Origin of the sequence: Halosegnis rubeus (assembly GCF_009184545.1) — an archaeon.
GTDB classification, from domain to species: Archaea; Halobacteriota; Halobacteria; order Halobacteriales; family Haloarculaceae; genus Halosegnis; species Halosegnis rubeus.
This window is the reverse complement of the sequence record NZ_QJOW01000003.1, coordinates 49,516-70,470: the sequence shown is the minus strand read 5'-3', so window position 1 is coordinate 70,470 and position 20,955 is coordinate 49,516. Positions and strand designations below refer to the sequence as shown.

General features: G+C 65.7%; 18 protein-coding genes. 6 read left to right on the top strand and 12 right to left on the bottom strand.

What is annotated here, in order from left to right:
• Positions 1–38: 38 nt before the first annotated feature.
• From DMP03_RS07910 to hjc, 6 genes are all read right to left on the bottom strand, one after another.
• A complete protein-coding gene (locus tag DMP03_RS07910; RefSeq protein WP_152120168.1) occupies positions 39–728 on the bottom strand; it encodes a type 1 glutamine amidotransferase in 690 nt (229 codons plus the stop codon).
• A 39-nt stretch (positions 729–767) separates the two neighbouring features.
• The gene (locus tag DMP03_RS07905; protein ID WP_152120167.1) at positions 768–1,505 is read right to left on the bottom strand and encodes an alpha/beta fold hydrolase; all 738 of its coding nucleotides are present in this window, start codon (positions 1,503–1,505) and stop codon (positions 768–770) included.
• A gap of 2 nt (positions 1,506–1,507) precedes the next feature.
• Entirely contained in the window at positions 1,508–4,282 is a 2,775-nt protein-coding gene (gene alaS, locus DMP03_RS07900; RefSeq protein ID WP_152120166.1) for an alanine--tRNA ligase, read from the bottom strand.
• Positions 4,283–4,652: 370 nt separating this feature from the next.
• Positions 4,653–7,730: a replication factor C small subunit gene (locus DMP03_RS07895; protein ID WP_172967105.1), complete on the bottom strand. Its 3,078-nt coding sequence runs from the start codon at positions 7,728–7,730 to the stop codon at positions 4,653–4,655.
• Between the two features lie 39 nt (positions 7,731–7,769).
• Entirely contained in the window at positions 7,770–7,970 is a 201-nt protein-coding gene (locus DMP03_RS07890; RefSeq protein WP_152120165.1) for a DUF7472 family protein, read from the bottom strand.
• A 69-nt stretch (positions 7,971–8,039) separates the two neighbouring features.
• Entirely contained in the window at positions 8,040–8,555 is a 516-nt protein-coding gene (gene hjc, locus DMP03_RS07885) for a Holliday junction resolvase Hjc (RefSeq protein ID WP_152120164.1), read from the bottom strand.
• Between the two features lie 96 nt (positions 8,556–8,651).
• Here hjc and DMP03_RS07880 point away from each other — a divergent pair, with 96 nt between their 5' ends.
• The 3 genes from DMP03_RS07880 (at position 8,652) to DMP03_RS07870 (ending at position 10,322) form a co-directional block, all read left to right on the top strand.
• Positions 8,652–8,837, top strand: a complete 186-nt coding sequence (locus tag DMP03_RS07880) for a hypothetical protein (RefSeq protein ID WP_152120163.1) — start codon at positions 8,652–8,654, stop codon at positions 8,835–8,837.
• A gap of 111 nt (positions 8,838–8,948) precedes the next feature.
• Positions 8,949–9,092, top strand: coding sequence for a DUF2080 family transposase-associated protein (locus DMP03_RS07875; protein ID WP_152120162.1), 144 nt, complete (start codon positions 8,949–8,951; stop codon positions 9,090–9,092).
• On the top strand, positions 9,093–10,322 hold the full coding sequence (locus tag DMP03_RS07870) for an RNA-guided endonuclease InsQ/TnpB family protein (RefSeq protein WP_172967104.1): 1,230 nt from the start codon (positions 9,093–9,095) through the stop codon (positions 10,320–10,322).
• Between the two features lie 85 nt (positions 10,323–10,407).
• On the opposite strand, the gene DMP03_RS07865 is transcribed toward DMP03_RS07870, so the two are convergent.
• Together DMP03_RS07865 and DMP03_RS07860 are read right to left on the bottom strand one after the other, a co-directional pair.
• Positions 10,408–11,703: an adenosylhomocysteinase gene (locus tag DMP03_RS07865; protein ID WP_152120161.1), complete on the bottom strand. Its 1,296-nt coding sequence runs from the start codon at positions 11,701–11,703 to the stop codon at positions 10,408–10,410.
• Between the two features lie 43 nt (positions 11,704–11,746).
• Positions 11,747–13,030 (bottom strand): amidohydrolase, encoded by a 1,284-nt coding sequence (locus tag DMP03_RS07860; protein ID WP_152120160.1) that lies wholly within the window; start codon positions 13,028–13,030, stop codon positions 11,747–11,749.
• A gap of 91 nt (positions 13,031–13,121) precedes the next feature.
• Here DMP03_RS07860 and hisG point away from each other — a divergent pair, with 91 nt between their 5' ends.
• A complete protein-coding gene (gene hisG / locus DMP03_RS07855) occupies positions 13,122–13,982 on the top strand; it encodes an ATP phosphoribosyltransferase (protein WP_152120159.1) in 861 nt (286 codons plus the stop codon).
• On the opposite strand, the gene DMP03_RS07850 is transcribed toward hisG, so the two are convergent.
• The 3 genes from DMP03_RS07850 to DMP03_RS07840 are packed head-to-tail and all read right to left on the bottom strand — an operon-like array spanning position 13,983 to position 17,989.
• Positions 13,983–14,984 carry an ABC transporter ATP-binding protein gene (locus DMP03_RS07850; RefSeq protein ID WP_152120158.1) on the bottom strand — a complete coding sequence of 334 codons (1,002 nt, stop codon included), beginning with the start codon at positions 14,982–14,984 and terminating at the stop codon, positions 13,983–13,985.
• On the bottom strand, positions 14,977–16,800 hold the full coding sequence (locus DMP03_RS07845) for an ABC transporter permease (RefSeq protein WP_152120458.1): 1,824 nt from the start codon (positions 16,798–16,800) through the stop codon (positions 14,977–14,979). The genes DMP03_RS07850 and DMP03_RS07845 overlap by 8 nt, the downstream gene beginning before the upstream one ends.
• A gap of 52 nt (positions 16,801–16,852) precedes the next feature.
• A complete protein-coding gene (locus DMP03_RS07840; RefSeq protein WP_394349306.1) occupies positions 16,853–17,989 on the bottom strand; it encodes a thiamine ABC transporter substrate-binding protein in 1,137 nt (378 codons plus the stop codon).
• A gap of 86 nt (positions 17,990–18,075) precedes the next feature.
• Between DMP03_RS07840 and DMP03_RS07835 the strand changes: the two genes are divergently transcribed.
• On the top strand, positions 18,076–19,077 hold the full coding sequence (locus DMP03_RS07835; RefSeq protein ID WP_152120157.1) for an AI-2E family transporter: 1,002 nt from the start codon (positions 18,076–18,078) through the stop codon (positions 19,075–19,077).
• On the opposite strand, the gene DMP03_RS07830 is transcribed toward DMP03_RS07835, so the two are convergent.
• Positions 19,067–19,831, bottom strand: coding sequence for a sulfurtransferase (locus DMP03_RS07830; RefSeq protein ID WP_152120156.1), 765 nt, complete (start codon positions 19,829–19,831; stop codon positions 19,067–19,069). The genes DMP03_RS07835 and DMP03_RS07830 overlap by 11 nt on opposite strands.
• A gap of 252 nt (positions 19,832–20,083) precedes the next feature.
• Here DMP03_RS07830 and DMP03_RS07825 point away from each other — a divergent pair, with 252 nt between their 5' ends.
• Positions 20,084–20,944, top strand: coding sequence for a sulfurtransferase (locus tag DMP03_RS07825; protein ID WP_152120155.1), 861 nt, complete (start codon positions 20,084–20,086; stop codon positions 20,942–20,944).
• Positions 20,945–20,955 lie beyond the last annotated feature (11 nt).

Sequence of the window (20,955 nt, the reverse complement as noted above, 5' to 3'; positions counted from 1 at the left end):
GTAAAAACACTCCTTTCCCCACAACGCGGCGATTTCGACTACGCCGAAGCCCGCCGTCGCTCCCTGACGGTCGCGAGGAAATTATCGAACACTTGCTTCGACCGGCAGGCGCGCCGGTAGTTCTCCTCCGTAATCTCGTCGAGCACGGACTGGATTCGCTCGTCGGGGAGCGATTTCCCCTCCGTCACCATCCGCGCGGAGTCGGCGTCGTACTCCGGGTGTGCCTGAATCCCGACGGCGTTGTCGTCGCGGAAGCCGTGAATCCCGTAGTCATTCTCTAAGATGAGCGTCGCACTCTCGGGCAGCTCGACGACGGCATCCGAGTGGGTCGTGAAGACGAGGAACGAATCGCCTAACCCCTCCAGTACGGGGTCGTCGGCGACACGGGTGACCGTCTGGTAGCCGAGTTCGTACTCGCCCATCGACTCGATGCGCCCACCGAGCACGTCCGCGAGCAGCTGGTGGCCGAAACAGATACCCAAACCGGGGAGTCCGCGGTCGATGGCTTCGCGACACCACGCCTTCGCCACCCGTATCCACTCGTCGTCGTCGTATGCGGCCGACCGGGAGCCGGTGACGACGAACCCATCGTAGTCGAATCCCTCGGGCCGGTCACCCTCAGTGAGTCGGAATTCCACGAGGTCGGCGTCGAGTTCCCGCCGGAAGTTCCGGCTGGTGTCCTGTGTGGTGTGGGCGGTGTTGAGCAGTGCAATTCGTGGCCGAGTCATACCGTCCGTTCGTGCCCCGTCCGAAAGTCGGTTTCCCTGCTACTCCTCTAGAAACTGCAGCAGTCGGTCGTTCACCGCGCGACTGTGTTCGAGGTGAGCGAGGTGTCGCCCCTCCACCTGCTCGTACTCGCCGCGTGGAAGCCCCTGTGCGAGCGTCTCACAGGCGGGTTCGGGAATCACGGGCGAATCGAGCGCCCCGAGCACGAGCGTCGGGACGGTAATTTCGTACAGCGCGCCGGGGTCGAACGCGCGGTAGGCGGCGAACAGCTGCTCGCGCGCGTCGGCGTCAGCGTCGTCCAGCCGCCGCCACCCCTCGATTTCGTCGCGGGGCGCGACCCCGACGTACGACTCGGAGAAGGCGACTGAGGGCCACTCGTCGGAAAAGAGCCGTCCGAGCGCGTCCGTGTCGACCACGTCGCCGGCGGCGGGCGTCGTCACGAGCGCGAGACTCCGCGCGCGATTGTACTCGCGGGCGTAGGCCACCGCGACCGCACCGCCGAGTCCGTGCCCGACGAGGTGGGCGCTGCGCACGTTGGCGTCGCGGAGCACGGCTTCGAGGTCGGCGGCGAGGGTCTCGACGCCGTAGTCGTCGGCCGCGTCGGAGCGGCCGGTCCCGCGCGGGTCGACGACGAGCGACTCGAACGGGCCGGCGACGGCGTCGTGTTGCCACCCCCACGACCACGCGCCCAGTCCGGCCTCGGGGAGGAAGACGACGGTGTCGCCGCTGCCGACCTGTTCGTAGTAGAGTTCGATACCGTCGTGTCGCGCCCGGGGCACGGCTACGCGTCCAACTGCTGTTCGAGCAGCTCGGGGACGGCGTCGAGCGCGTCGTCAAGCGCGTCGACATCCGGGCCGCCACCCTGCGCGAAGTCTGGCGGGCCGCCGCCGCCACCGCCGACTCTGCCCGCGAGTTCACTCACCAGCGCGCCGGCGTTGACCGGGACGCCCTCGGGGATGCCGACAACGAAAGTCACGCTTTCCTGTCCGGAGCCGACGACGGCGATCTTCCCGTCCGCGACGAGCGCGTTCGCCGTCGTCCGCAGCTCGTCGATATCGCCGTCGATGCGCCGGACGACCGCCTCGGTGTCGCCCACCTCGACCGTCTCGGCGTCACCGCCGCCGGCGGCCCGCACCTCCGCGAGCTGTTCTTTCAGCTCGTCGATCTGCTTGCCCCGCTGTTTCCACTCGGTGAAGAACCGTTCCGCCGTCTCGGGGACGGCACTCGGCTCCACGTCGAGGGTGTCGGCCGCCTCGTAGAGGGCGTCTTCGGTCGCCTGTGTCGCCTCGACCGCGGCGTCGCCGGCCGCGAACTGGATGCGCTCGACACCGTCCTGGACGCGCTCGGTCGTGAGTACCTTGATGAGACCGATATCACCGGTCCGGGCAACGTGGGTGCCGGCACACGCCTGCACGTCGTCGTCCACGTGGACGAGTCGAATCTCCTCACCCGGCGGAATCCCGCCCTGGAAGAGGTCGAACCCGTGCTCGGATTGGGCGTCGTTGCGGTGGATCCACTCGTCGGTCACGGGGATGTTGTCGCGCACGTAGTCGTTGGCGACTCGCTCGATGCGCTTGATTTCCGCACGCGAGATGCGGTCGTAGTGGGCCACGTCGAGCCGCGAGGAGTCGGTCCCCTTCTGTGCGCCCGCCTGTCGGATATGCCCGCCCAGTACCGTCCGGGTGGCGTGGCCGATGATGTGAGTCGCGGTGTGGTGGGCCATCAGTCGCTTCCGGCGCGTCATGTCGACGTGACCCCGCACGAACTCTCCCTTGCCGGGGTCCTCGTCGGTGCGGTGGAGCACGATGCCGGACTCCTCCTGTACGTCTTCCACCTCGACGGTGGTGTCGTCGGTCGCGAGCGTCCCCGTGTCGGCCGGCTGACCGCCGCCTTCGGGGTAGAACATCGTCTGGTCTAACACCACGTCGTACCCCTCCCCGCGGTCGAGTACGTCGAGCACGACCGCCTCGAATGAGGCTCGCTCGGGGTCCTCGTAGAACAGTTTGTCCGTGTCCGGCAGGTCGGCGACGCGCTCGGTCTCTTTCTCGTCGATGTCCTCCTCGTCGGTCTCGCCGCCGTGGCGGTCGGCCACCTGCGAGTAGAAGTCGTCTGGAATCTCTACGTCTGCCCCGGTCTCTTCGGCGATCTCTTCGACCATGTCCGGCTGGATGCCGTGAGAGTCGTACAGCTCGATGACCCGGTCGAGGGGAATCGGCTCGCCGCGTTCCGCGTACTCTTCGGCGAGTCGCTGGACCTGTCGGCTCCCGCGGTCGAGCGTCTCGCGGTACTTCTCGACCTCCGTGCGGACGATATCGCGGACGGTGTCGCGGTTCTCGTAGCCGAGCCGCTCAGCCTGCATATCCACGAGTTCGTCGAGGGGTGCGTCGACGCCGACGGTGTCGGTGAGTCGCTTCATCCGGCGCAGCACCATCCGGGCGAGATAGCCCGTCCCGACGTTCGACGGGACGATGCCGTCGCCGAACATATACGCCAGCGTGCGGGCGTGGTCGGCAATCGCGTAGATGGTCTCCAGCGGCTCCATCAGTGCTTCGAGGCGCGCGCGCTCCACGCCCAGTTCCGCGGCGATGTCACCGCGAGCCGTCTCCATGTCCTCGGCCTCGTCGATGTCCATCCCGCCCGCGAGCGTGGCAGCGCGCTGGACCAACGCCTGCTCGTCTTCGGAGAGGTCGATGCCGGCGTTCTGCTTCAGGAAGTCGATGCTCTCGGGGTAGATGGCCTCATAAACCGTCGGCGTCCCCTGACTCATCCAGGTCCACCGCTCTAACCCGTAGCCGGTGTCGACGATGTAGGTGTCCATCTCCGAGTACGTGTTGCCGTCCTTGAGCTCGTACTCGCCGTCGGGGTCCTGCTCGTACTTCATGAAGACGAGCGTCGCCAGCTCGGCACCCTTGTAGATGACCTCGATTGCGGGACCGGCGTTGCCGCCGCCGACCCACGGGTCCTCGATATACGTGATCTCATCCAGATTCGCGCCCATTGACTCGAACAGCTCGTCGCAGTAGGCGACCGTCTCGCTCTTCCAGTACACCTCACCCTCGTAGGCGTACTGGTCGCCGGCCTCCTCCTTCGCATTGAACGCGTGGTGGGCCATCATCTCGAAGGCCATCGTGTGGCGACCCGTCTTGCCGACGTTGTCGATGTCCTGCATCCGGATGCAGGGCTGTGAGATGGTGAGCGGGTTCGCCGGGGGCGGCGTCTTCCCGCTGGTGACGAGCGGCTGGAAGTCGTAAATCGACGCCTGCGTCAGGAGTACGTCGTCACGCCAGCGGTTCGCCGCGACCGGATACGGCTCGATGCGCTCGTGGCCGTGCTCCTCGAAGAAGGAGAGGTAGGCCTCGCGCATCTCCTCGAGCGTGTAGCTCTCGTTGAAGCCGGGATCGCCGATGAAGTCGTACTGCTCGCAGGGCGGCTCGCCGCAGGTCTCACGCTCCTCGTCGCGACTCCAGAAGTGGACGCCACAGGACGTACACTCCGACCGCGTGAACCCGTTCTCGTAGAAGTAGTCGAGTTCGTATTCCGCAGTGAGATCGCTCATTAGCGTCACGAGCGGGCGACTGTGCAAAAGCATTCCGAAGGTTCACACCCGCCGGTTTCGGACCGTACAGCCCTCGTGACTCGATTACCCGGTGTTACCGGAGACTCTTGTAGCCGGGTCACGTATCCACTAACGGGAGTACTCGTCACACGCTCCCGCCGGCTTCGTGTGCACACCACGAAGCCGATTTCTGTACTACTCTTCGTCCAGCGCGAGCGACGCGAGCAGCGCCTCCAGTTGCACCTGCACCTTTTGCCCGCTCGGGCTCGCTCCGCTCACCCTCACTGGCAAAATCTGCTCTAAAAGCCACAGCCGAGCCTCCCGCTGGTCGGCTCGGTGAACCGCTCGCTCCGCGAGCGGATGCTGTCCGTTACTCCTCGTCCAGTGCGAGGGAAGCTAACAGCGCCTCCAGTTGCACCTGCTCGTTTGCCCCCGCGGTGATGCGGTAATCCACCTCGCCGATCTCGTCCATCAGCTGGACGGTCGCGCGGTCCGGCAAATCGAACTCCCACACCGACCGGTGGAGCTGGTCGATGATGTCGCCCCCGGCGATGCCCACCTCGGTGAGCAGCGTGTCGAGTTTCGCCCGCGCCTGCGGGAAATCCCCGCCGAGCGCGAGTTCGACCATCTCCTCGATTTCCTCCGGGCGGGCTGTCGAGGTGATGGCGTAGACGCCCTCCTCGTCGACGGTGTCGTCCATGACGGCGGCGGCCTGCAGGCCGTTGATGGCCTTGCGCATGTCTCCGTCGGCGGCGTACACGAGCGCGTCGACGCCCGCCTCGGTGATTTCGATGCCTTCCGCCTCGGCGATTTCGTGGACCTGCGCGGCGACGGCCTCGTCGGCCAGCGGCGAGAACCGGAACACGGCACACCGCGACTGGATGGGGTCGATAATCTGTGAGGAGTAGTTACACGAGAGGATGAAGCGGGTGTTGTTGGAGAACTGCTCCATCGTCCGGCGAAGTGCCGACTGGGCGTCGGAGGTGAGCGCGTCCGCCTCGTCAAGGAAGATGACGCGGTAGTCGTAGCCGCCGAAGGAGGAGCGCGCGAAGCTCTTGATGCGGTCGCGGACCACGTCGATACCGCGCTGGTCGGAGGCGTTGAGCTCGAGGAAGTTCTCGCGCCAGTCGTCGCCGTAGAGTTCACGCGCGATAGCCGTCGCTGCAGTCGTGTTGTGCATCACCGTCGGTACGTTCCCTGCGACGTAGTTGCGCGTCTCGGGAACTGTGAGGTCGTACACTCGTTGCGGCTCGGAGACGGCTTCGACCTCTCCTACTGTATCGAAATACAGTGTCCCTGCTGTGAGCCGGTGGAGTGAACCGAGCGCGGCAACCGTCTCTCGTGAACACATCTCCGTGGCGAGGGTCTTGAGCCGCTCGCTCACAGTTTCGAACCGAGTTAGCGACGAGAGGTCGTTACCTTCGCTGAGGAGACTGTTGATTCCGTTTCCACGCATCTCCGTCCCGTTCGTCACTTGCTCGTACGAGATGCCCAGTGTGTGGATGATGCCGTCAAGCTCGCTTCGAATCTGCTCGAGCTCCCGTGATTCGGTTCCATCAACTCGGCTGAGCAGTTCTACCGCCCGGTCTGCGTTCGGGGTCCGCCGCCCGTCAGCATACTCCAGCAGCCGATCGCTTCGGACTCCAGTGTCGGCGGATACTTCCCGTCTTGTCTCAAGCGGTTTCAGTTTGCCTCGTTCACGAACCCACTGCGTTGGTGTTCCGACAGCGGCCTGTATGTCGGTGCGGAGTGCTGCCAATCGCTCAAGTGCTGCCTGTGCAGTGTCCAGCCGCTCCGTGGCCGCGCCAAGCAGTGTATCGACGCCGTCGAGATATCGCTCTCGTCCTGGCGTCTCTGGATTGGTCTCCGGTGAGATGTGGTCCTTCTTGTCCAGATTGAGTCGGTTACACAGGGTATCGACCGCGTGCTGTGCCGGTATCGTGTCGTGGTTCGGATTCGACGTTCGCGCCGCGTTTTCCGCTAACTGTTCGGCCTTCTCCTCTATCCTGAATCCAATCTTCTCTTCAAACCGCTGAAGATGTGGAACTCCTGAGACGTACAGTGTATGATACTCACGTTCTATTCCTGTTCCGTTTGAGGCGGTTTTTTTAGCAGTGGTTCGCCGACTCGGGATACCTTCTCCGGCGAGCAGATACGAGAGCAACGTAACCGTGCGCTCGCTTTTTTGTGTCAGCTCAATTTCTCCGATCGGAGAAACGTGTGCTTCGGCGTCGAACATCGCTTGGAGGAACGCTCGCCGACTCTCGGTCGGTGCACGGACGAGTGTCGTGCCTATCGCGTCTCCCTGTTCGTCTCCGGTGTGGAACGGCGCGAAACAGGATTCCAGTAGATGTGTCAGCGCTCGGTTCCGAAGCTCTCGGTACGGAACGTCCCGCTGTTTCCCGGCTTCTGGTACCATCCCAAACACCGACTCGGCAGCGTTCTCGAACGCGGTAAGTAGGTTCTCGTCGGTGTTGTAGAACTTCACCCGTGCCCCCTCGATTCGCGCTTCACTCACTGCCAGCCCGACGAATCGAGCGAGCGCTGGGGTCAGTTTCCACGCCGGCTCAATGATGTCAGAGCGCTGGCCGTTCTCGCTTTCGTACTGTATCCCGGTGATAGCCTGCTCAAGACGCTCGCGGCCCACGTCCAGTCCGCGAAGATACGAGAGCGAACACACTGTGTTTGGCTGGTCTACCGACACTGTCTCACGACGGTACTGCTGGACCGTCTTTTTTGCAAGTCCGGTCTCCTCGGCCAACTCCGAAACGGTGTCACCGCGACTGATTCCTGTTGCAACTCGCTTCCGGTTTCCAGTGTACTGCTCTGCATCCGGTATCCCGTTTTCTCTCGCGAATGAGGTGGTAACGTGGACGAGTGTTCGGTCACCGTCCATCGCCGTGAGCCAGTTCAGTTCCGTACCGGAGTTTGGCATCGGCGCGTCGAGTGGGCGCGCGATTCGGTCACCAGCGGACAGTTCCGCTGCGCGAATCCATTCGAGTCCGTCCGCCGACGCGACCAGTAGCTTGTGTTCTGGGGTGACGGTCATCTCGCCGCCGTCGCGTGTCTCGATTCGACGTAGGTCTGTGGTCTGTTTTCCAAAGACGGCAGACGGGTTGGTGTACTCGAAGTTCCCGCCCTCGGTGAAGGTCGCGACTTCGGTATCTGGTGGTACGTCTCCGAACCCATCGACGTCCCCGGCGATTGATTCCATCCGTTTGACTCCGTGGTTCGTTAACACCGGTGTCTCTCCGGTGACACACTTCCCGGTGCCGGCCGGCCCCGCAAACATGAGGTGGGGCAGGTCGTCGCGGTCGATGTAGCTCTGGAGGCGTTCGGTGATGTTCTCGTGGCCCTTGATATCCGCGAGGGTCTCCGGGCGGTACTTCTCGATCCAGACCTCGCGCCCGCGGGCGCTGGCCGGTTCGTCGGCGTCGGCCTCGCTCATACGAAATCGTCCGCGCCGGACGGTTTAAACTCCCCGAGACTACCGGCGGTTGAGGAAGACGCCGATGACGGTCATCAGGAGGATGAAGCCGAACAGCACTGCGAGCATGCCCTTTCCGCCGACGGCCGTAAGATCCGCGCGGCCGTTCGCGCTGCCGACCCCGACGAGCGCGGCGACGAACAGTGCGACGGCCACCGTCGAGACGCCCGCCTCGACGACTGTCTCCCGGTCGAGTTCCATACTCCGAACTCCGTCGGTCGCCGCAAAAGCCCTTCGAACCGGGCGTGACCCCCCTATTTCGGGTGGAAGCTACAGCATCTCCACCGCGTCCTCCGCGGAGAGCGCGCCCGATTCGACCGCCCGGAGCACGTCCAACTGCTCGTCGTCGGGCGTCTCGACTGCCACCTCATCGAGCGTGACCTTCTGTGAGTCGCCGACCAGCTCGGCGAAGTCCGTCCCGTCCGCGAGGGCGGTCTCTTTCTTGACGCGGTAGTTTCCGCCGTCGGTGACGTGGAGGTCGCCGGGATGAAAGAAGTACCAGTCCTCGCGGTCGAAGCGGACGGCGATGCGAGGTTTCGCGCCGAAGTTGCGCGAGAAGTAGACGAGCGCCTCCACTTCCTCGCCGGTGAGGTAGATGGGGTCGCCTCCGGAGGACTTCGCCTCGATGGCGTAGAAGGACTCGGCGTCGCCGGCCAGCACGTCGGGAAGCTCCCGGTCGGTGGCGGCACCGGACGCGGGCGCACGCATCACCGCAAAGCCGTTCTCGTCGAGCAGATTGACGAGTTCGCGCTCGCGGCGGTCGCCCTTCGCGTTCACGTTGACCATACCGGAATCCGGCGACGGAGCGGCTTAAAACACCTGTCGGCGCGCGCTATCTCGCAGCACACAACCGTTATCGGCCCAGGTGCCGTCACCTTCCTAATGAGTACGACAACGACGCGTCCCGCCTTCGGCGTCGGGACGCTCCCGCTCGCAATTCTCGGTGTGTTGGCGACTGTCTACGGACTGCTCGTGCTTCCCGCCTCGATACTCGGCGGGATTTACCTAAAATCAGGCGCTAAGGCCCCGTCCTCAAGGAGCAACGCAGGGAGCGAAGCGACCGAGTAGCGCAGTAGGGCGGGGATACAGCGCCGTCATCGTCTCACATACACTCTGCAACGACCGGCTCACAGGCCCACCTGCACGTTTATCAGTCCCGACAATGTATCTACATCGTACATGGACCAGTTCACAATCAACGGCCACGAAGTCGTGGACGGCGAGGTAAAAGCCACCGGCAACGGCGCTCACGTCTACGTCCCGAAACACTGGCGTGGCGCGGACGTGAAAGTCGTCCGTACTTCTGACCCCGACGACGAATAGATGAACTACAACTACAGGTATCGGCTAAACCCGTCTGACGACCTCCGCGAGCGATTAGCGTGGACTGTCGATACCTGTAGGCAGGTCTACAACCATTTCCTCCACCGTCTCAATAGACACGATGATACGTCGTCGTACTCCGAGCAGAAGCGTCTGCCGGACCTGAAAGACTGGTGGGCCGACCTGCGAGACGTTCACTCGAAGGTTTTGCAGAAAGTCGTCCAGCGGTTGTACGACAACCTATCGACGCTCAAAGGCCGGAAGCAGAACGGCTACAGCGTCGGGGAGTTGAAGTGGAAAGCACCGGGCGAGTATCAATCGTTCACATATAGTCAGTCTGGCTTCAAACTCAAAAACACGAGTGGCCGGACCCGACTGTGGCTCTCGAAGATTGGTGACATCCCCATCACGTTCCACCGCGACCTCCCCGAAGGCGCCACTATCAAGACCGTCACGGTCAAACGCGAACCCACCGGTAAGTGGTCCGCCATCCTTGGCGTTGAAACTCCCGACGACCCGCCCGAGAAGCCCGACGAGGTGACTGACGCTGTTGGTATCGACGTGGGTATCCTAAAATACGTCCACGACAGTGACGGGACTGCCGTCGAGTCGCCTGACCTTTCCGACGAACGCGAACGGTTGGAACGCGCTCAAGCAAACCTCTCACGGAAGGAACACGGCTCGAACAATTGGGAGGAACAGCGCAAGACGGTCGCTCGACGCCACGCTGACCTGAAGCGCAAGCGTCGAGACTTCTTGCACAAACTCTCGGCGTACTACGCCCGCGAGTACGACCTCGTGGCGGTCGAGGACTTGGACGCGAAGGGACTGGTCGAACTTCCGGGCAACTCTCGGAACCGCGCCGGAGCCTCATGGGGGACGTTCCTGCGAATGCTCGAATACAAGTGCGAGCGGGAAGGAACGCACTTCGTCGCCGTGGACCCCCGAGGCACGACCAAAGAGTGCGCGTCATGTGGCGTCGAGACGGATAAACCGTTGTGGGTACGCGAGCATTCGTGTCCGTCGTGTGGGTTTGAGGCAGACAGAGACGCGAATGCGTCGTGGAACATCCGTTCTCGCGGTCTCGAACAAGTAGGGACGGGCTGTCCCGAATCAACGCCTGTGGAGACTGCGCTCCCTACGGACACCGATTCGGTGTCTGCAAAGCGCGTCGTGGAAGCAGGAAGCCCCACCCTCAAGAAGCGAACCGCGTCAGCGGTGAGCGAGTAGGGTGGGGAGGAAGTCACTGGCGGTCGTGTTCGTCCTCGTGAACGGTGCGACGTTCGGATCCGGCGAACCGGTCAGTTCGTAGCCGTCAGGTTCCGTGGTCCCACGACCCCATGTACTCGCGCTGCTCGTCGGTGAGCGTGTCGAGCGTGATGTCTTCCGCTTCGAGCTTCGTCTCCGCGACCTCGCGGTCGAGTGCGTCGGGCACGTCGTGGACGCCGGCCTCGTAGCTCTCGCCGTTCTCCACGAGCTCGCGCACGGCGACGGCCTGGATGCCGAAGCTCTGGTCCATAATCTCGACCGGGTGGCCGAGCGCGACCGGGCTGGCGAGGTTGACGAGTCGCCCCTCCGCGAGCACGTTGATGCGGCGGCCGTCGGCGAGTTCGTAGGCCTGTACGCCCTCGCGAGCCTCACGCGTCTCGACGGCTAACTCCTCGAGCTGGTCGAGGTTGACCTCCACGTCGAAGTGGCCGGCGTTCGCGAGCACGACCCCGTCTTTCATCTCCGGGAAGTGGTCGTCGGTGATGATATCGCGGTTGCCGGTCGTGGTGATGAACACGTCGCCCCTGGCGGCGGCGTCGGTCATGTTCGTGACCTCGTACCCCTCCATGTGGGCTTCGAGCGCGCGCCGCGGGTCGACCTCCGTGACGATGACGTGGGCGTTCTGGCCCTTCGCCTTCTTGGCGACGCCGCGGCCGCAGTCGCCGTAGCCGGCGACGACGACCGTCTTGCCGGCGTACGAGAGGTTCGTCGTCATGGCGATGTTCGCGAGCGACGCCTCGCCCGTCCCGTGGACGTTGTCGAACTGGCGTTTCATCGGCGTGTCGTTGACGGCGAAGACGGGGTAGCGAAGCTCACCGTCCTCGTCCATCGCGCGCAGCCGGTGGACGCCCGTCGTCGTCTCCTCACAGCCGCCGACGATGGTGTCGATGAGGTCCGGGTAGTCCTGGTGGATAGCCGCGATCATGTCCATCCCGTCGTCGACGGTGATGGTCGGCTCGTGGCCGATGACGGCCTCGATAGCTGCGTAGTAGGCGTCGTCGTCGACGCCGCGCTCGGCGTAAGACGTGATTCCCTCCTGCGAGTCGAGGGCCGCGCTCACGTCGTCGTGCGTCGAGAGCGGATTGCAGCCGGTGATAGCTACCTCCGCGCCGCCGGCGGCGAGCAGTTCGGTCAGGGCGGCCGTCTTCGCCTCGACGTGCATCGCCATGCCGACCGTCTCGCCGGAAAGCGGCTGGTCGCGCTCGAACTCCCCGCGGAGTTCATGGAGGATAGGCATGTGTTCTCGCGCCCACTCGATTTTCCGGTGGCCGTCTTCGATTGCCGTCTCGGGGTCGTCGAGACGCGCCCGGATGGAGTCGTACTCCGTCGTCGGTGTGCTCATACGCTGCGTATCACTGCGGCGGCCTAAACGCTACCGAAGCGGCTCACGACGCCCGCTCGACGGCCTCCCGTGCACGTTCTTCGGCCTCGCGTTTCGCGGTCGCGGGGTCGAGCGTCAGTAGCTCGCCGTCGCGCAGCAACACCTTGCCGTCACAGACTGTGTGGCGCACGTCGCTGCCGCGGGCCGCGTACGCGAGGTGGCTCACGAGGTCGTGTTCCGGCGTCAGATGGGCACCCGAGAGGTCGACGACGGCGAGATCCGCCGGCTCGCCCTCCGCAATTTTCCCCCCGGGAAGGCCGAGTGCGTCTGCTCCCGCCTGCGTCGCCATCTCGACGACCGCGCTCGCGGGAACGGCACTCGCGTCGTCCGCGGCCAGCTTCCCGACCATCGCGGCGTCGCGCATCTCGCCGAACATGTCGAGGTCGTTGTTCGAGGCCGCGCCGTCGGTACCGAGCGCGACCGTCACGCCCGCCTCGCGCAGCCGTTCGACCGGTGCAAGCCCGGAGGCGAGTTTCATGTTCGAAGCCGGACAGTGAACGACAGCGGTCCCGGTGTCGGCGAGCCGGTCGATTTCCTCATCGGTCAGGTGAACGCCGTGGGCGGCCCACGCCGAGTCCCCGAGCAGGTCGAGTCGGTCGGCGTACGCGCCGGGTCGTTCCCCGGTCCCGTCGGGGTCGAGGTACGACTCGGTCTCGTTGAAGTGGAAATGGAGGGGGACGCCGCGCTCCTGTGCGCCGGCGACGAGCCGTTCGAGCGAGTCGGTGTCGACGGTGTGTGTGGCGTGTGGCATCACGGCAGTCCGAACCCGACCGTCCGCGGCTCCGTCGTACTCGGCGGCGATGTCGAGGGCTTCCTGCACGTCGGCCTCGGCGGCAGCCTCGTCTTTCCCGACGGTGACGACGCCGTGGCCGACGCGTGCACGCAGGCCGGCCTCGTCGATAACGTCGACCAACTCGGGGACGTGGAAGTACATGTCCGCGAACGCGGTCGTGCCCGAGCGAATCATCTCGACGGCCGCGAGCCGCGCGCCGGCGGCGATATCCTCGGGACCGAGTTCGGCTTCGGTCGGCCAGATGTCCTCTTGGAGCCACGCGTCGAGCGGCTTGTCGTCGGCGTATCCACGGAGTAGGGTCATCGCGGCGTGGCCGTGGGCGTTGACGAATCCGGGCGTGACGAGTCCACCTTCGGCGTCGAGGGGTTGGTCGCGCTCGGTCCGTTCGAGATCGCCGATTGCGTCGATGTCGCCGTCGGTGTCGATACGAACGTCCGCGCGCTCGACGGTGTGGTCCGGTCGGAGGATGCGCCCACCGGTCACGAGGAGTGTCATACCCGGGGTACTCGCGGCGGCCGCTCAAAGCTCACGGTTCCGCTCGTCGCGTGGCGACAAGCGGAAGAGGGAGGGGGGCTGAACGGTGGGTATGCGAATCGCCGTGCCCAACAAGGGCCGTCTTCACGACCCAGCCGTCGAACTGCTGGAACGCGCCGGGCTCCACATCGAGGGCGGTGCGGACCGCAAGCTCTACGCCGATACCGTCGACCCCGACGTGTCCGTGCTGTTCGCTCGCGCCGCCGACATCCCCGAGTACGTCGACGACGGAGCCGCCGCGCTCGGCATCACCGGTCTCGACCAGGTGAAGGAGTCGAACGTCGACCTCGTCGACCTGCTCGATCTGGACTTCGGTCGCTGCCGACTTGTCCTCGCAGCGCCCGAAGACGGCGACATCGAGAGCGTCGACGCCCTCGCCAACGGGACGGTCGCAACCGAGTTCCCCAACATCGCCCGCGACTACTTCGCGGACAAGCCCGTCTCCCCCGAAATCGTCGAGGTGTCGGGCGCGACGGAGCTCACCCCGCACGTCGAGATCGCCGACGCCATCATCGACATCACCTCCACCGGGACGACCCTCCGGATGAACCGCCTGGCCATCGTGGACGAGGTGCTCCAGTCGTCGGTCCACCTCTTTGCGACCGAGACCGTCGCCGAGGACCCGAAGGTCCAGCAGGTCGCGACGGCGCTCGAATCCGTGCTCACCGCCGACGGGAAGCGCTATCTCATGATGAACGTCCCGCGCAAGAAGCTAACCGACGTTGAGGGCGTGATTCCCGGGATGGGCGGGCCGACGGTCATGGACATCCAGGACGACCGCGACAACGGCGACGAGATGGTCGCCGTCCACGTCGTCGTCAACGAGCGCGAGGTGTTCGAGACCATCACGAGTCTGAAGGCGGCCGGCGCGAGCGACATCCTCGTCACCGAAATCGAGCGACTCGTCGAGTAATCAGCCGACGACCACGAGGTCCGTGTGGTCGAAGGCGACCGTCAGCCGGTCGCCGACCGCGGGCACCGTCTCGGTCTGGACCGTCAGTTCCCTGTTTTCCCACGCCAGCGCGACCCGCACCGACGAGCCGAGGAACTCCGCGTCCGTCACCGTCCCGGTGAGCGCGTACTCGCCCGCGCCGACCGAGAGCGAGTCCGGGCGCAGACACACCGTCGCCGGACCGTCGGGGGCGTCGACGGGGACCCGCTCGTCGCCAATCGAGAACTCACCGTCGCGTATCTCCCCCTCGAAGACGTTGTTCTCGCCGACGAACTCCGCGACGAACCGGGTCTCCGGATTTCGGTACACCGCCTGTGGCGTCCCGACCTGCTCGAGTTTCCCGTCGGAAAAGACGGCGACGCGGTCGGAGACGGCGAGCGCCTCGGCCTGGTCGTGGGTGACGTAGACGGTCGTCACGCCGAGGTCGCGCTGGATGGCCCGCACCTCTCTGCGGAGGCGCTGGCGGAGCCGCGCGTCCAGCGCGCTCATCGGTTCATCGAGCAGAAGCACGTCGGGTTCGGGGGCGAGCGCGCGAGCGAGCGCGACCCGTTGTTGTTGACCTCCGGACAGCTCGCCCGGCTCGCGGTCGCGGAAGCCGTCGAGTCCCACGAGGTCGAGCAGTTCCCCGACCCGCGCGTCGGGGTCTGGGTGGTCGGTAAATTGCAGGCCGTAGGCGATGTTCTCGCCCACGCTCAAGTGGGGAAAGAGGGCGTACTGCTGGAAGACGACGCCGACGCTGCGCTCCTCGGGCGGGGTGGTACCCATCGCCTCGCCGCCGAAGGCGACGGTCCCCTCAGTTGGGGTCTCGAAGCCGGCAATCGTCCGGAGGGTCGTGGTCTTCCCACACCCCGAGGGACCGACGAGGGTGAAGAACTCGCCGTCCTCGACGGTCAGGCTCACGTCCGAGAGGGCGACTGCGTCGCCGTAGCGCTTCGAGACGCCCGAAAGCGAGAGACTACTCACGGTATCGGCCTCCGACGCGGTCGATAACGATGAAGGCACCGGCCGTCACCGCGAGCAACACAGACCCCATCGCGGTCGGACGGCCGAGCGTCTGTTTGCCGAGGAACCGCTCGACGGCGACGGGCATGGTGTAGAGACTCGTGTCCGATCCGCTCGCCGACGCCAGCAGCACCGTCGAGTCGAACTCGCCGATGGAGATGGCGAACGCGAACGCCGCGCCCGCCGCGATGCCCGGCGCGACCAGCGGGAGTTCGATATCGAGTAGCGCACGGTTTCGCGTCGCGCCGAGCGCGCGCGCCGATTCCACGAGCCGACGGTCTAACCCCGCGAGCAGGGGGGCGACGTTCCTGACGACGAACGGGTACGCGCCGACGGCGTGGGCCGCGACGATGGCGAGCGGTCCCCCGACGACGATGCGGTGGCCGAGCACCGTCGTCCCGAAGACGAGCGTCTGGAGCAGGCCCAGTCCGACGACGACTCCGGAGACGGCGAAGGGAGCCATCGAGAGCACGCCGACCGCGCGGGCCAGTCGACCCTCCCGGGTCGAGGCCAGCGCCAACAGCACGCCCATCGGGACCGCGAGGAGCAGGGTGCCGGCCCCAAACAACAGGCTGTTGCGCACCGCGAGAGTGGGACTCACCTGCGCGCTCGTCGCCTCCGCGCCCCGTTCGAGCAGGAACCGATAGTAGCGCAGCGTCAGCCCCTCGGGGCTGGTGACGCTGGCGGCGAGCATGCTCACGATGGGCAGGAGGAAGACGCCCGCGACGACGACGCCGTAGCCGGCGAGCGCGACCCGCTTCGCGTCGAACCGGACGAGGGGGTCGCGGTCCAGCGGCGAACTGACGCGGTCGCCACGGCTCGTCGCGGCCTCGTACCGGAGATACGCGTAGGTGAGTCCGAGCGAGACGACGGTCTCGAGCACCGCGAGCACCGCGGCTTCCTGGATGTCGAGTTGGCCGACGCGGTTGTAGAGCCACACCTCGACGGTCGCGTACTCCAGGCCGCCGAGCGCGAGCACGATGGGAAACGACATGAAGGTGAAGATGAAGGTGAGCAGCGCGCCCGTCGCCACCGCCGGCAGCAGTTGCGGGACGACCACGTCGCGGAACGCCCGGGCCGGCGAGGCACCCAGCGAGCGCGCGGTCTCGACGGCCCGCGCGTCGACGCTCTCCCACGCGGCCGCGACGATACGCGTCACCAGCGGCGCGTTGTAGAAGGCGTGGGCGATGATGATGATTTCGAGCGAGAACAGCAGTTCGACGGTCGGGAGACCGAGCGCGGCGAGCGCGCGGTTGAGGGGGCCGTTGACGCCGAACGCGGCGACGAACCCGACTGCGACCATGATGGAGGGGAGCACGAACGGGACGGCCGTCAGCGACTCCAGCGTCCGGCGGCCGGGGAACTCGAAGCGCGCGAGCACGTACGCCCCTGGCAGGCCGAGCGCGAGACTCGCGACCGTCGAGAGCAGCGCCTGCCACGCCGTGAACCCGAACAAGCCGAACCCCGGAACGACCCCGGCGAGCGCGCCGAGCACGCCACCGACGCCGGCGAGGACTGCTCCGGGCCAGCTCCGGAGTCCAGTCTCGAACGGTGAGACGAGCGTGCCCACGAGACCGGCGAGCGCGCTCGCGATGTCGCTCGCGCTCGCAAGGAGCCAGCCTGCGAGTCCCGCGGGTATCGACGCGGGCGACCGAATCGCGTCCGCGAGCGCGCCGGTGTAGAAGTCGTCGGCGAGCACGCCCCGAATCGGCGCGAGGGTGACGCCGCCGTCGGTGACCGCCTCCGCCAACACCGACCCGACGGGGTAGTAGAACATCACCACCAACAGCGCGGCCGTCGCGACGCCGGCGAGCGGGGCGGCGACCCGGTTACTGGGCAATCTCTCGCGCCCAGTCTTCGACCCAATCCTCGACGCTGCCCTGGAGTTCGTCGTAGGTGAACGTCACCGGCTGGTCGGGTACCTTCGCGTACGTCTGGAACTCCTCGGTGAGCGCCGCCTCTGACTCGGGAATCGCCGGGAACTGGACGTTCCGGACGGCGATTTCGCCCTGTGCCTCGGCGGTCAGCATGAAGTCCATGAACACGGCCGCGAGGTCGGAGTTGTCGCTGCCGGCGAAGCGAGCCATCCCCTCGGGGTTGGCGTACCCCTGTCCGTTGAGCGCGGCGACCTGGTGGCGCGTCATGTCGTAGTCGTAGCGGTTGGCGAACACCTGGTCGGTCGAGTAGGAGACGACCATCGGCCGCTCGCCGTTCATGTAGGCGTTGCTGTACGACTCGGTCCAGCTATCGAGGATGGTGACGCCGTTCGCCTGCAGGTCGCGCCAGTAGTCCAGATAGCCGTCGGTGCCGAACTCCTTGATGGTCCACAGTAGGAACGCCCGGCCCGTCGCGGCCGTCTGGGCGTTCTGTGCGAGCAGGCCGTCTTCCCACTCCGACTCCGTCAGGTCGGTGAACGTCTCCGGGCGTGGGACTTCCGACTCGTCGAAGACGACCGAGATGTACCCCGTGTCGTACGGGACGGCTCGGCCCTGTGGGTCGAACCGGAGACCGTCCTTGACGTTGCGCCCGTTCGACAGCTGTGGCGTGTCGAATAAGTCGGTGTCGAGGTTGCTGTCTGCCGTAATCAGCTGGTCGACGTTCAAGCCGACGTACATGTCGGCGTCGATTGGCGCGCCCTGCTGTTTGCGCTGAACGTAGTGGCTCACCTCGCCGTCCGGTGTCACGTACTCGACCGTCACGTCGGGGTACCGTTCCTCGAACGTCTGTTTCAGCCACGGGCCGGCCGCGCCCTCGTCTTCCACCCACGAGGAGTAGGTCGCGACGGTTAGCGTCCCCGACAGCGACTCCGGCGTCGCCGTCGGCGTCCCCGTCACGACCGGCGTGTCCGTCGCCGTCTCGCCTTCGGGTGCGGCTCCGTCTCCGCCGCTGGAACAGCCGGCCAACATCGCAATTCCCGTGCCGGCAGTCGCTAGATACGCCCGCCGGCTCACGCGCTCGTCTGTCATTACCCAGTGGTTCCACTCCGTGGTCTTAAACGACGCGGCTCGCTGCCGGGGCAAAAGGTTACTCCGCGGGGCGGAGAGTCACAGCCGTGCCCCGCCGGAACAACCGCTACGTCCTCGCTGGCATCCTCGTCGGACTGCTCGTTCTCGCGGGTTTTCTCCTGCGGGCCGTCATCACGACGGCCTTCTTCGCGATCACGGTCGCGTACGTGTTACACCCGATGCGGGAGTATCTGCGCCGACGCGGGCTCTCGCGGCGGTGGTCGGCGGCGGCGCTCGCGGTCGGGGCCTTCGGAATCGTCCTCACCGGACTCGGGCTGGCGGCGTTCTCGCTGTACCGGCGTCGCGACGCCGTCATCGCGCTCATCACCGAGTTCCCCTCCGAGTTCACCGTCCAGTTTGCCACCTTCAGTTACACGCTCGAACGCGCCACGTTCGTTGAGCCGCTCGCCGGTGTCGTCCGCGAGATAGCGGTCAGCGCCGCCAGCGCCGCGCCCGTCCTCGGGTTGAAACTCCTCCTGTTCAGTCTCATCGTCTACGGGTTGCTCCTGCGGCCGGGTGCGGTCTCACAGACCGTCTTCACGGTCGTCCCGCGACGGTATCACGACATCGTCGAGCGGTTCCACCTCCGCATGCGCGACACGCTGTACGGCATCTACATCCTACAGGCGGCGACCGCCGCCGGGACGTTCCTCGTCGCGCTCATCACGTTCCTCCCGCTCGGCTACCCAGCGCCGTTCACGCTCGCGCTCATCGCCGGCGGACTTCAGTTCATCCCCATCCTCGGGCCAGGAGTCCTCCTCGGCGTGCTCGCAGTCGCCGACATCCTCGCCGGAAACATCGGACGCGCCGTCCTCGTCGCCGTCGTCGGCGGCGTCCTCATCGGGCTGGTCCCGGATATGGTGATTCGGCCGCGGCTCGCCAGCTACGCCGCGGACCTCCCCGTGACGCTCTACTTCGTCGGCTTCGTCGGCGGCATTCTCTCGCTCGGCGTCATCGGCTTCATCGCCGGACCGCTCATCGTCGCACTCGTCGTCGAGGCCGTCGCGCTCGCGTCCGTTCACGAGGACAGCCAGCAATCTACGTTCTGATTAGCTCGCCGCCCTCGCGTTCCCACTCCGTCAGCGACCCCTCGTAGAAGGAGAGCCGTTCGTAACCGAGGTGGCGCAACACGGTGTAGGTGTGGCTGACCCGGCGTGCGGTGTTACAGTAGAGTACGATGTGGTCTTCGGGGTCGACACCGCGGTCGGACAGAATCTCCCGTAGCTCCGACTCTGGCTTGAGTCCCCGCGTCTCGTCGTCGACGAACGCCCGCCAGTTCAGCCGGACGGCCCCCTCGATGTGGCCCTCGTCGTATTCGTCCTGTTCGCGCGTGTCCACGAGCGTCGCGCCCGCCTCGATTGCCTCACGCACCTCGTGCATCTCGATGAGCGGGCCGCGGGTGTCGAACTGTGCCTCGTAGTCGGTCGGCGTTCGGGCCGTCTCCTCGCTCGTCGTCTCGTACTCCCGTTGCCACGCGGTGAAGTCCCCGTCGAGTAAGGCGAGCCTCTCGGGGTCGTGGCCGTACAGCTCCGCCGTCACGAGAAACCGGGCCGCGAAGACGCCGTGGTGGTCGTCGTACGCGACAATCGCATCCTCGTTGCCGATGCCGGCCTCCTCGACGAGCGCGGCGAACACCGCTGCCCCCGGCAGTTTGCCGGCCTCGCCGTCGTCGCCTCGGAAGCTGTCGAACGGTATGTTAACCGCGCCCGGGACGTGGCCGATACCGTCGAACTCCCACGCGTCTCGTACGTCTACGACGACCGCCTCGTCGGCGAGCCACGCCGGCGACACGACTGTGTCCATACGTGTCGGTCGTCGCCCGCCCGCTTGAACCCGACGCCATCGCTCGCGGCCGGCGACTCCACGATACCGGCAACAAATACCTATAGAATCACTCGATACGGCTCTCGGGCGCTTTTGGCGGCGTTTTGAACCGATTCCGTGCGAGCAGTTGACACGATTGTAGCGGCAAAAATATCTGGAAAACGAGAGTGGTGGCCGAACTGTCCGAATGGAGGGTATCTATGAAGGGGGCGGTCGTTGATAGGGTGAGTTATGACTGATTATGCAAACGACGTGATCGTCTCCGCCGACTGGGTGGAGGGGCACCTCGATGAGTTCCAGAGCGACGACCCCGACCATCGGCTGGTCGAGGTCGACGTGGACACCGAGGCGTACGACGAGGCCCACGCGCCGGGCGCGGTCGGCTTCAACTGGGAGACCCAACTGCAGGACCAGCAGACCCGCGACATCCTCGACAAGTCCGAGTTCGAGAATCTGCTCGGCAGCCACGGCATCACCGAGGACACGACGGTCGTCCTCTACGGTGACAACTCCAACTGGTTTGCCGCCTACTCCTACTGGCAGTTCAAGTACTGGGGCCACGACGACGTGAAGCTGCTCGACGGCGGCCGCGAGTACTGGGTGGAAAGCGACTACCCGACCACCGACGAGGCCCCGAGCTACTCCGCACAGGAGTACACCGCCTCCGGGCCGCGCGAGTCCATCCGCGCCTACCGCGACGACGTGGAGAACGCCATCGAGCGCGAGATTCCGCTCGTCGACGTTCGCTCGCCCGAGGAGTTCTCCGGCGAGATTCTCGCGCCCCCGGGCCTGCAGGAGACCGCCCAGCGCGGCGGCCACGTCCCCGGTGCCCGCAACATCTCGTGGGCGGCCGTGACGAACGACGACGGGACGTTCAAGAACTTCGACGAGCTGGAGACGCTCTACGCCGAGGAGGGCATCGACGGCGAGGGGACGACCGTCGCCTACTGCCGTATCGGCGAGCGCTCGTCGGTCGCGTGGTTCGCACTGCATGAACTGCTCGGCTACGACGACACTGTCAACTACGACGGCTCGTGGACCGAGTGGGGTAACCTCGTCGGCGCGCCCATCGAGACCGGCTCCGCAGAGTAAACAGCCGCTGC

Excerpts from the sequence above, each read along its gene's own strand:
- DMP03_RS07910 (WP_152120168.1), bottom strand. The coding sequence starts at position 728 with ATGACTCGGCCACGAATTGCACTGCTCAACACCGCCCACACCACACAG.
- alaS (WP_152120166.1), bottom strand. The coding sequence starts at position 4,282 with ATGAGCGATCTCACTGCGGAATACGAACTCGACTACTTCTACGAGAAC.
- DMP03_RS07895 (WP_172967105.1), bottom strand. The coding sequence starts at position 7,730 with ATGAGCGAGGCCGACGCCGACGAACCGGCCAGCGCCCGCGGGCGCGAG.
- DMP03_RS07890 (WP_152120165.1), bottom strand. The coding sequence starts at position 7,970 with ATGGAACTCGACCGGGAGACAGTCGTCGAGGCGGGCGTCTCGACGGTG.
- hjc (WP_152120164.1), bottom strand. The coding sequence starts at position 8,555 with ATGGTCAACGTGAACGCGAAGGGCGACCGCCGCGAGCGCGAACTCGTC.
- DMP03_RS07880 (WP_152120163.1), top strand. The coding sequence starts at position 8,652 with ATGAGTACGACAACGACGCGTCCCGCCTTCGGCGTCGGGACGCTCCCG.
- DMP03_RS07875 (WP_152120162.1), top strand. The coding sequence starts at position 8,949 with ATGGACCAGTTCACAATCAACGGCCACGAAGTCGTGGACGGCGAGGTA.
- DMP03_RS07870 (WP_172967104.1), top strand. The coding sequence starts at position 9,093 with ATGAACTACAACTACAGGTATCGGCTAAACCCGTCTGACGACCTCCGC.
- DMP03_RS07865 (WP_152120161.1), bottom strand. The coding sequence starts at position 11,703 with ATGAGCACACCGACGACGGAGTACGACTCCATCCGGGCGCGTCTCGAC.
- DMP03_RS07860 (WP_152120160.1), bottom strand. The coding sequence starts at position 13,030 with ATGACACTCCTCGTGACCGGTGGGCGCATCCTCCGACCGGACCACACC.
- hisG (WP_152120159.1), top strand. The coding sequence starts at position 13,122 with ATGCGAATCGCCGTGCCCAACAAGGGCCGTCTTCACGACCCAGCCGTC.
- DMP03_RS07845 (WP_152120458.1), bottom strand. The coding sequence starts at position 16,800 with ATGTTCTACTACCCCGTCGGGTCGGTGTTGGCGGAGGCGGTCACCGAC.
- DMP03_RS07840 (WP_394349306.1), bottom strand. The coding sequence starts at position 17,989 with ATGACAGACGAGCGCGTGAGCCGGCGGGCGTATCTAGCGACTGCCGGC.
- DMP03_RS07830 (WP_152120156.1), bottom strand. The coding sequence starts at position 19,831 with ATGGACACAGTCGTGTCGCCGGCGTGGCTCGCCGACGAGGCGGTCGTC.
- DMP03_RS07825 (WP_152120155.1), top strand. The coding sequence starts at position 20,084 with ATGACTGATTATGCAAACGACGTGATCGTCTCCGCCGACTGGGTGGAG.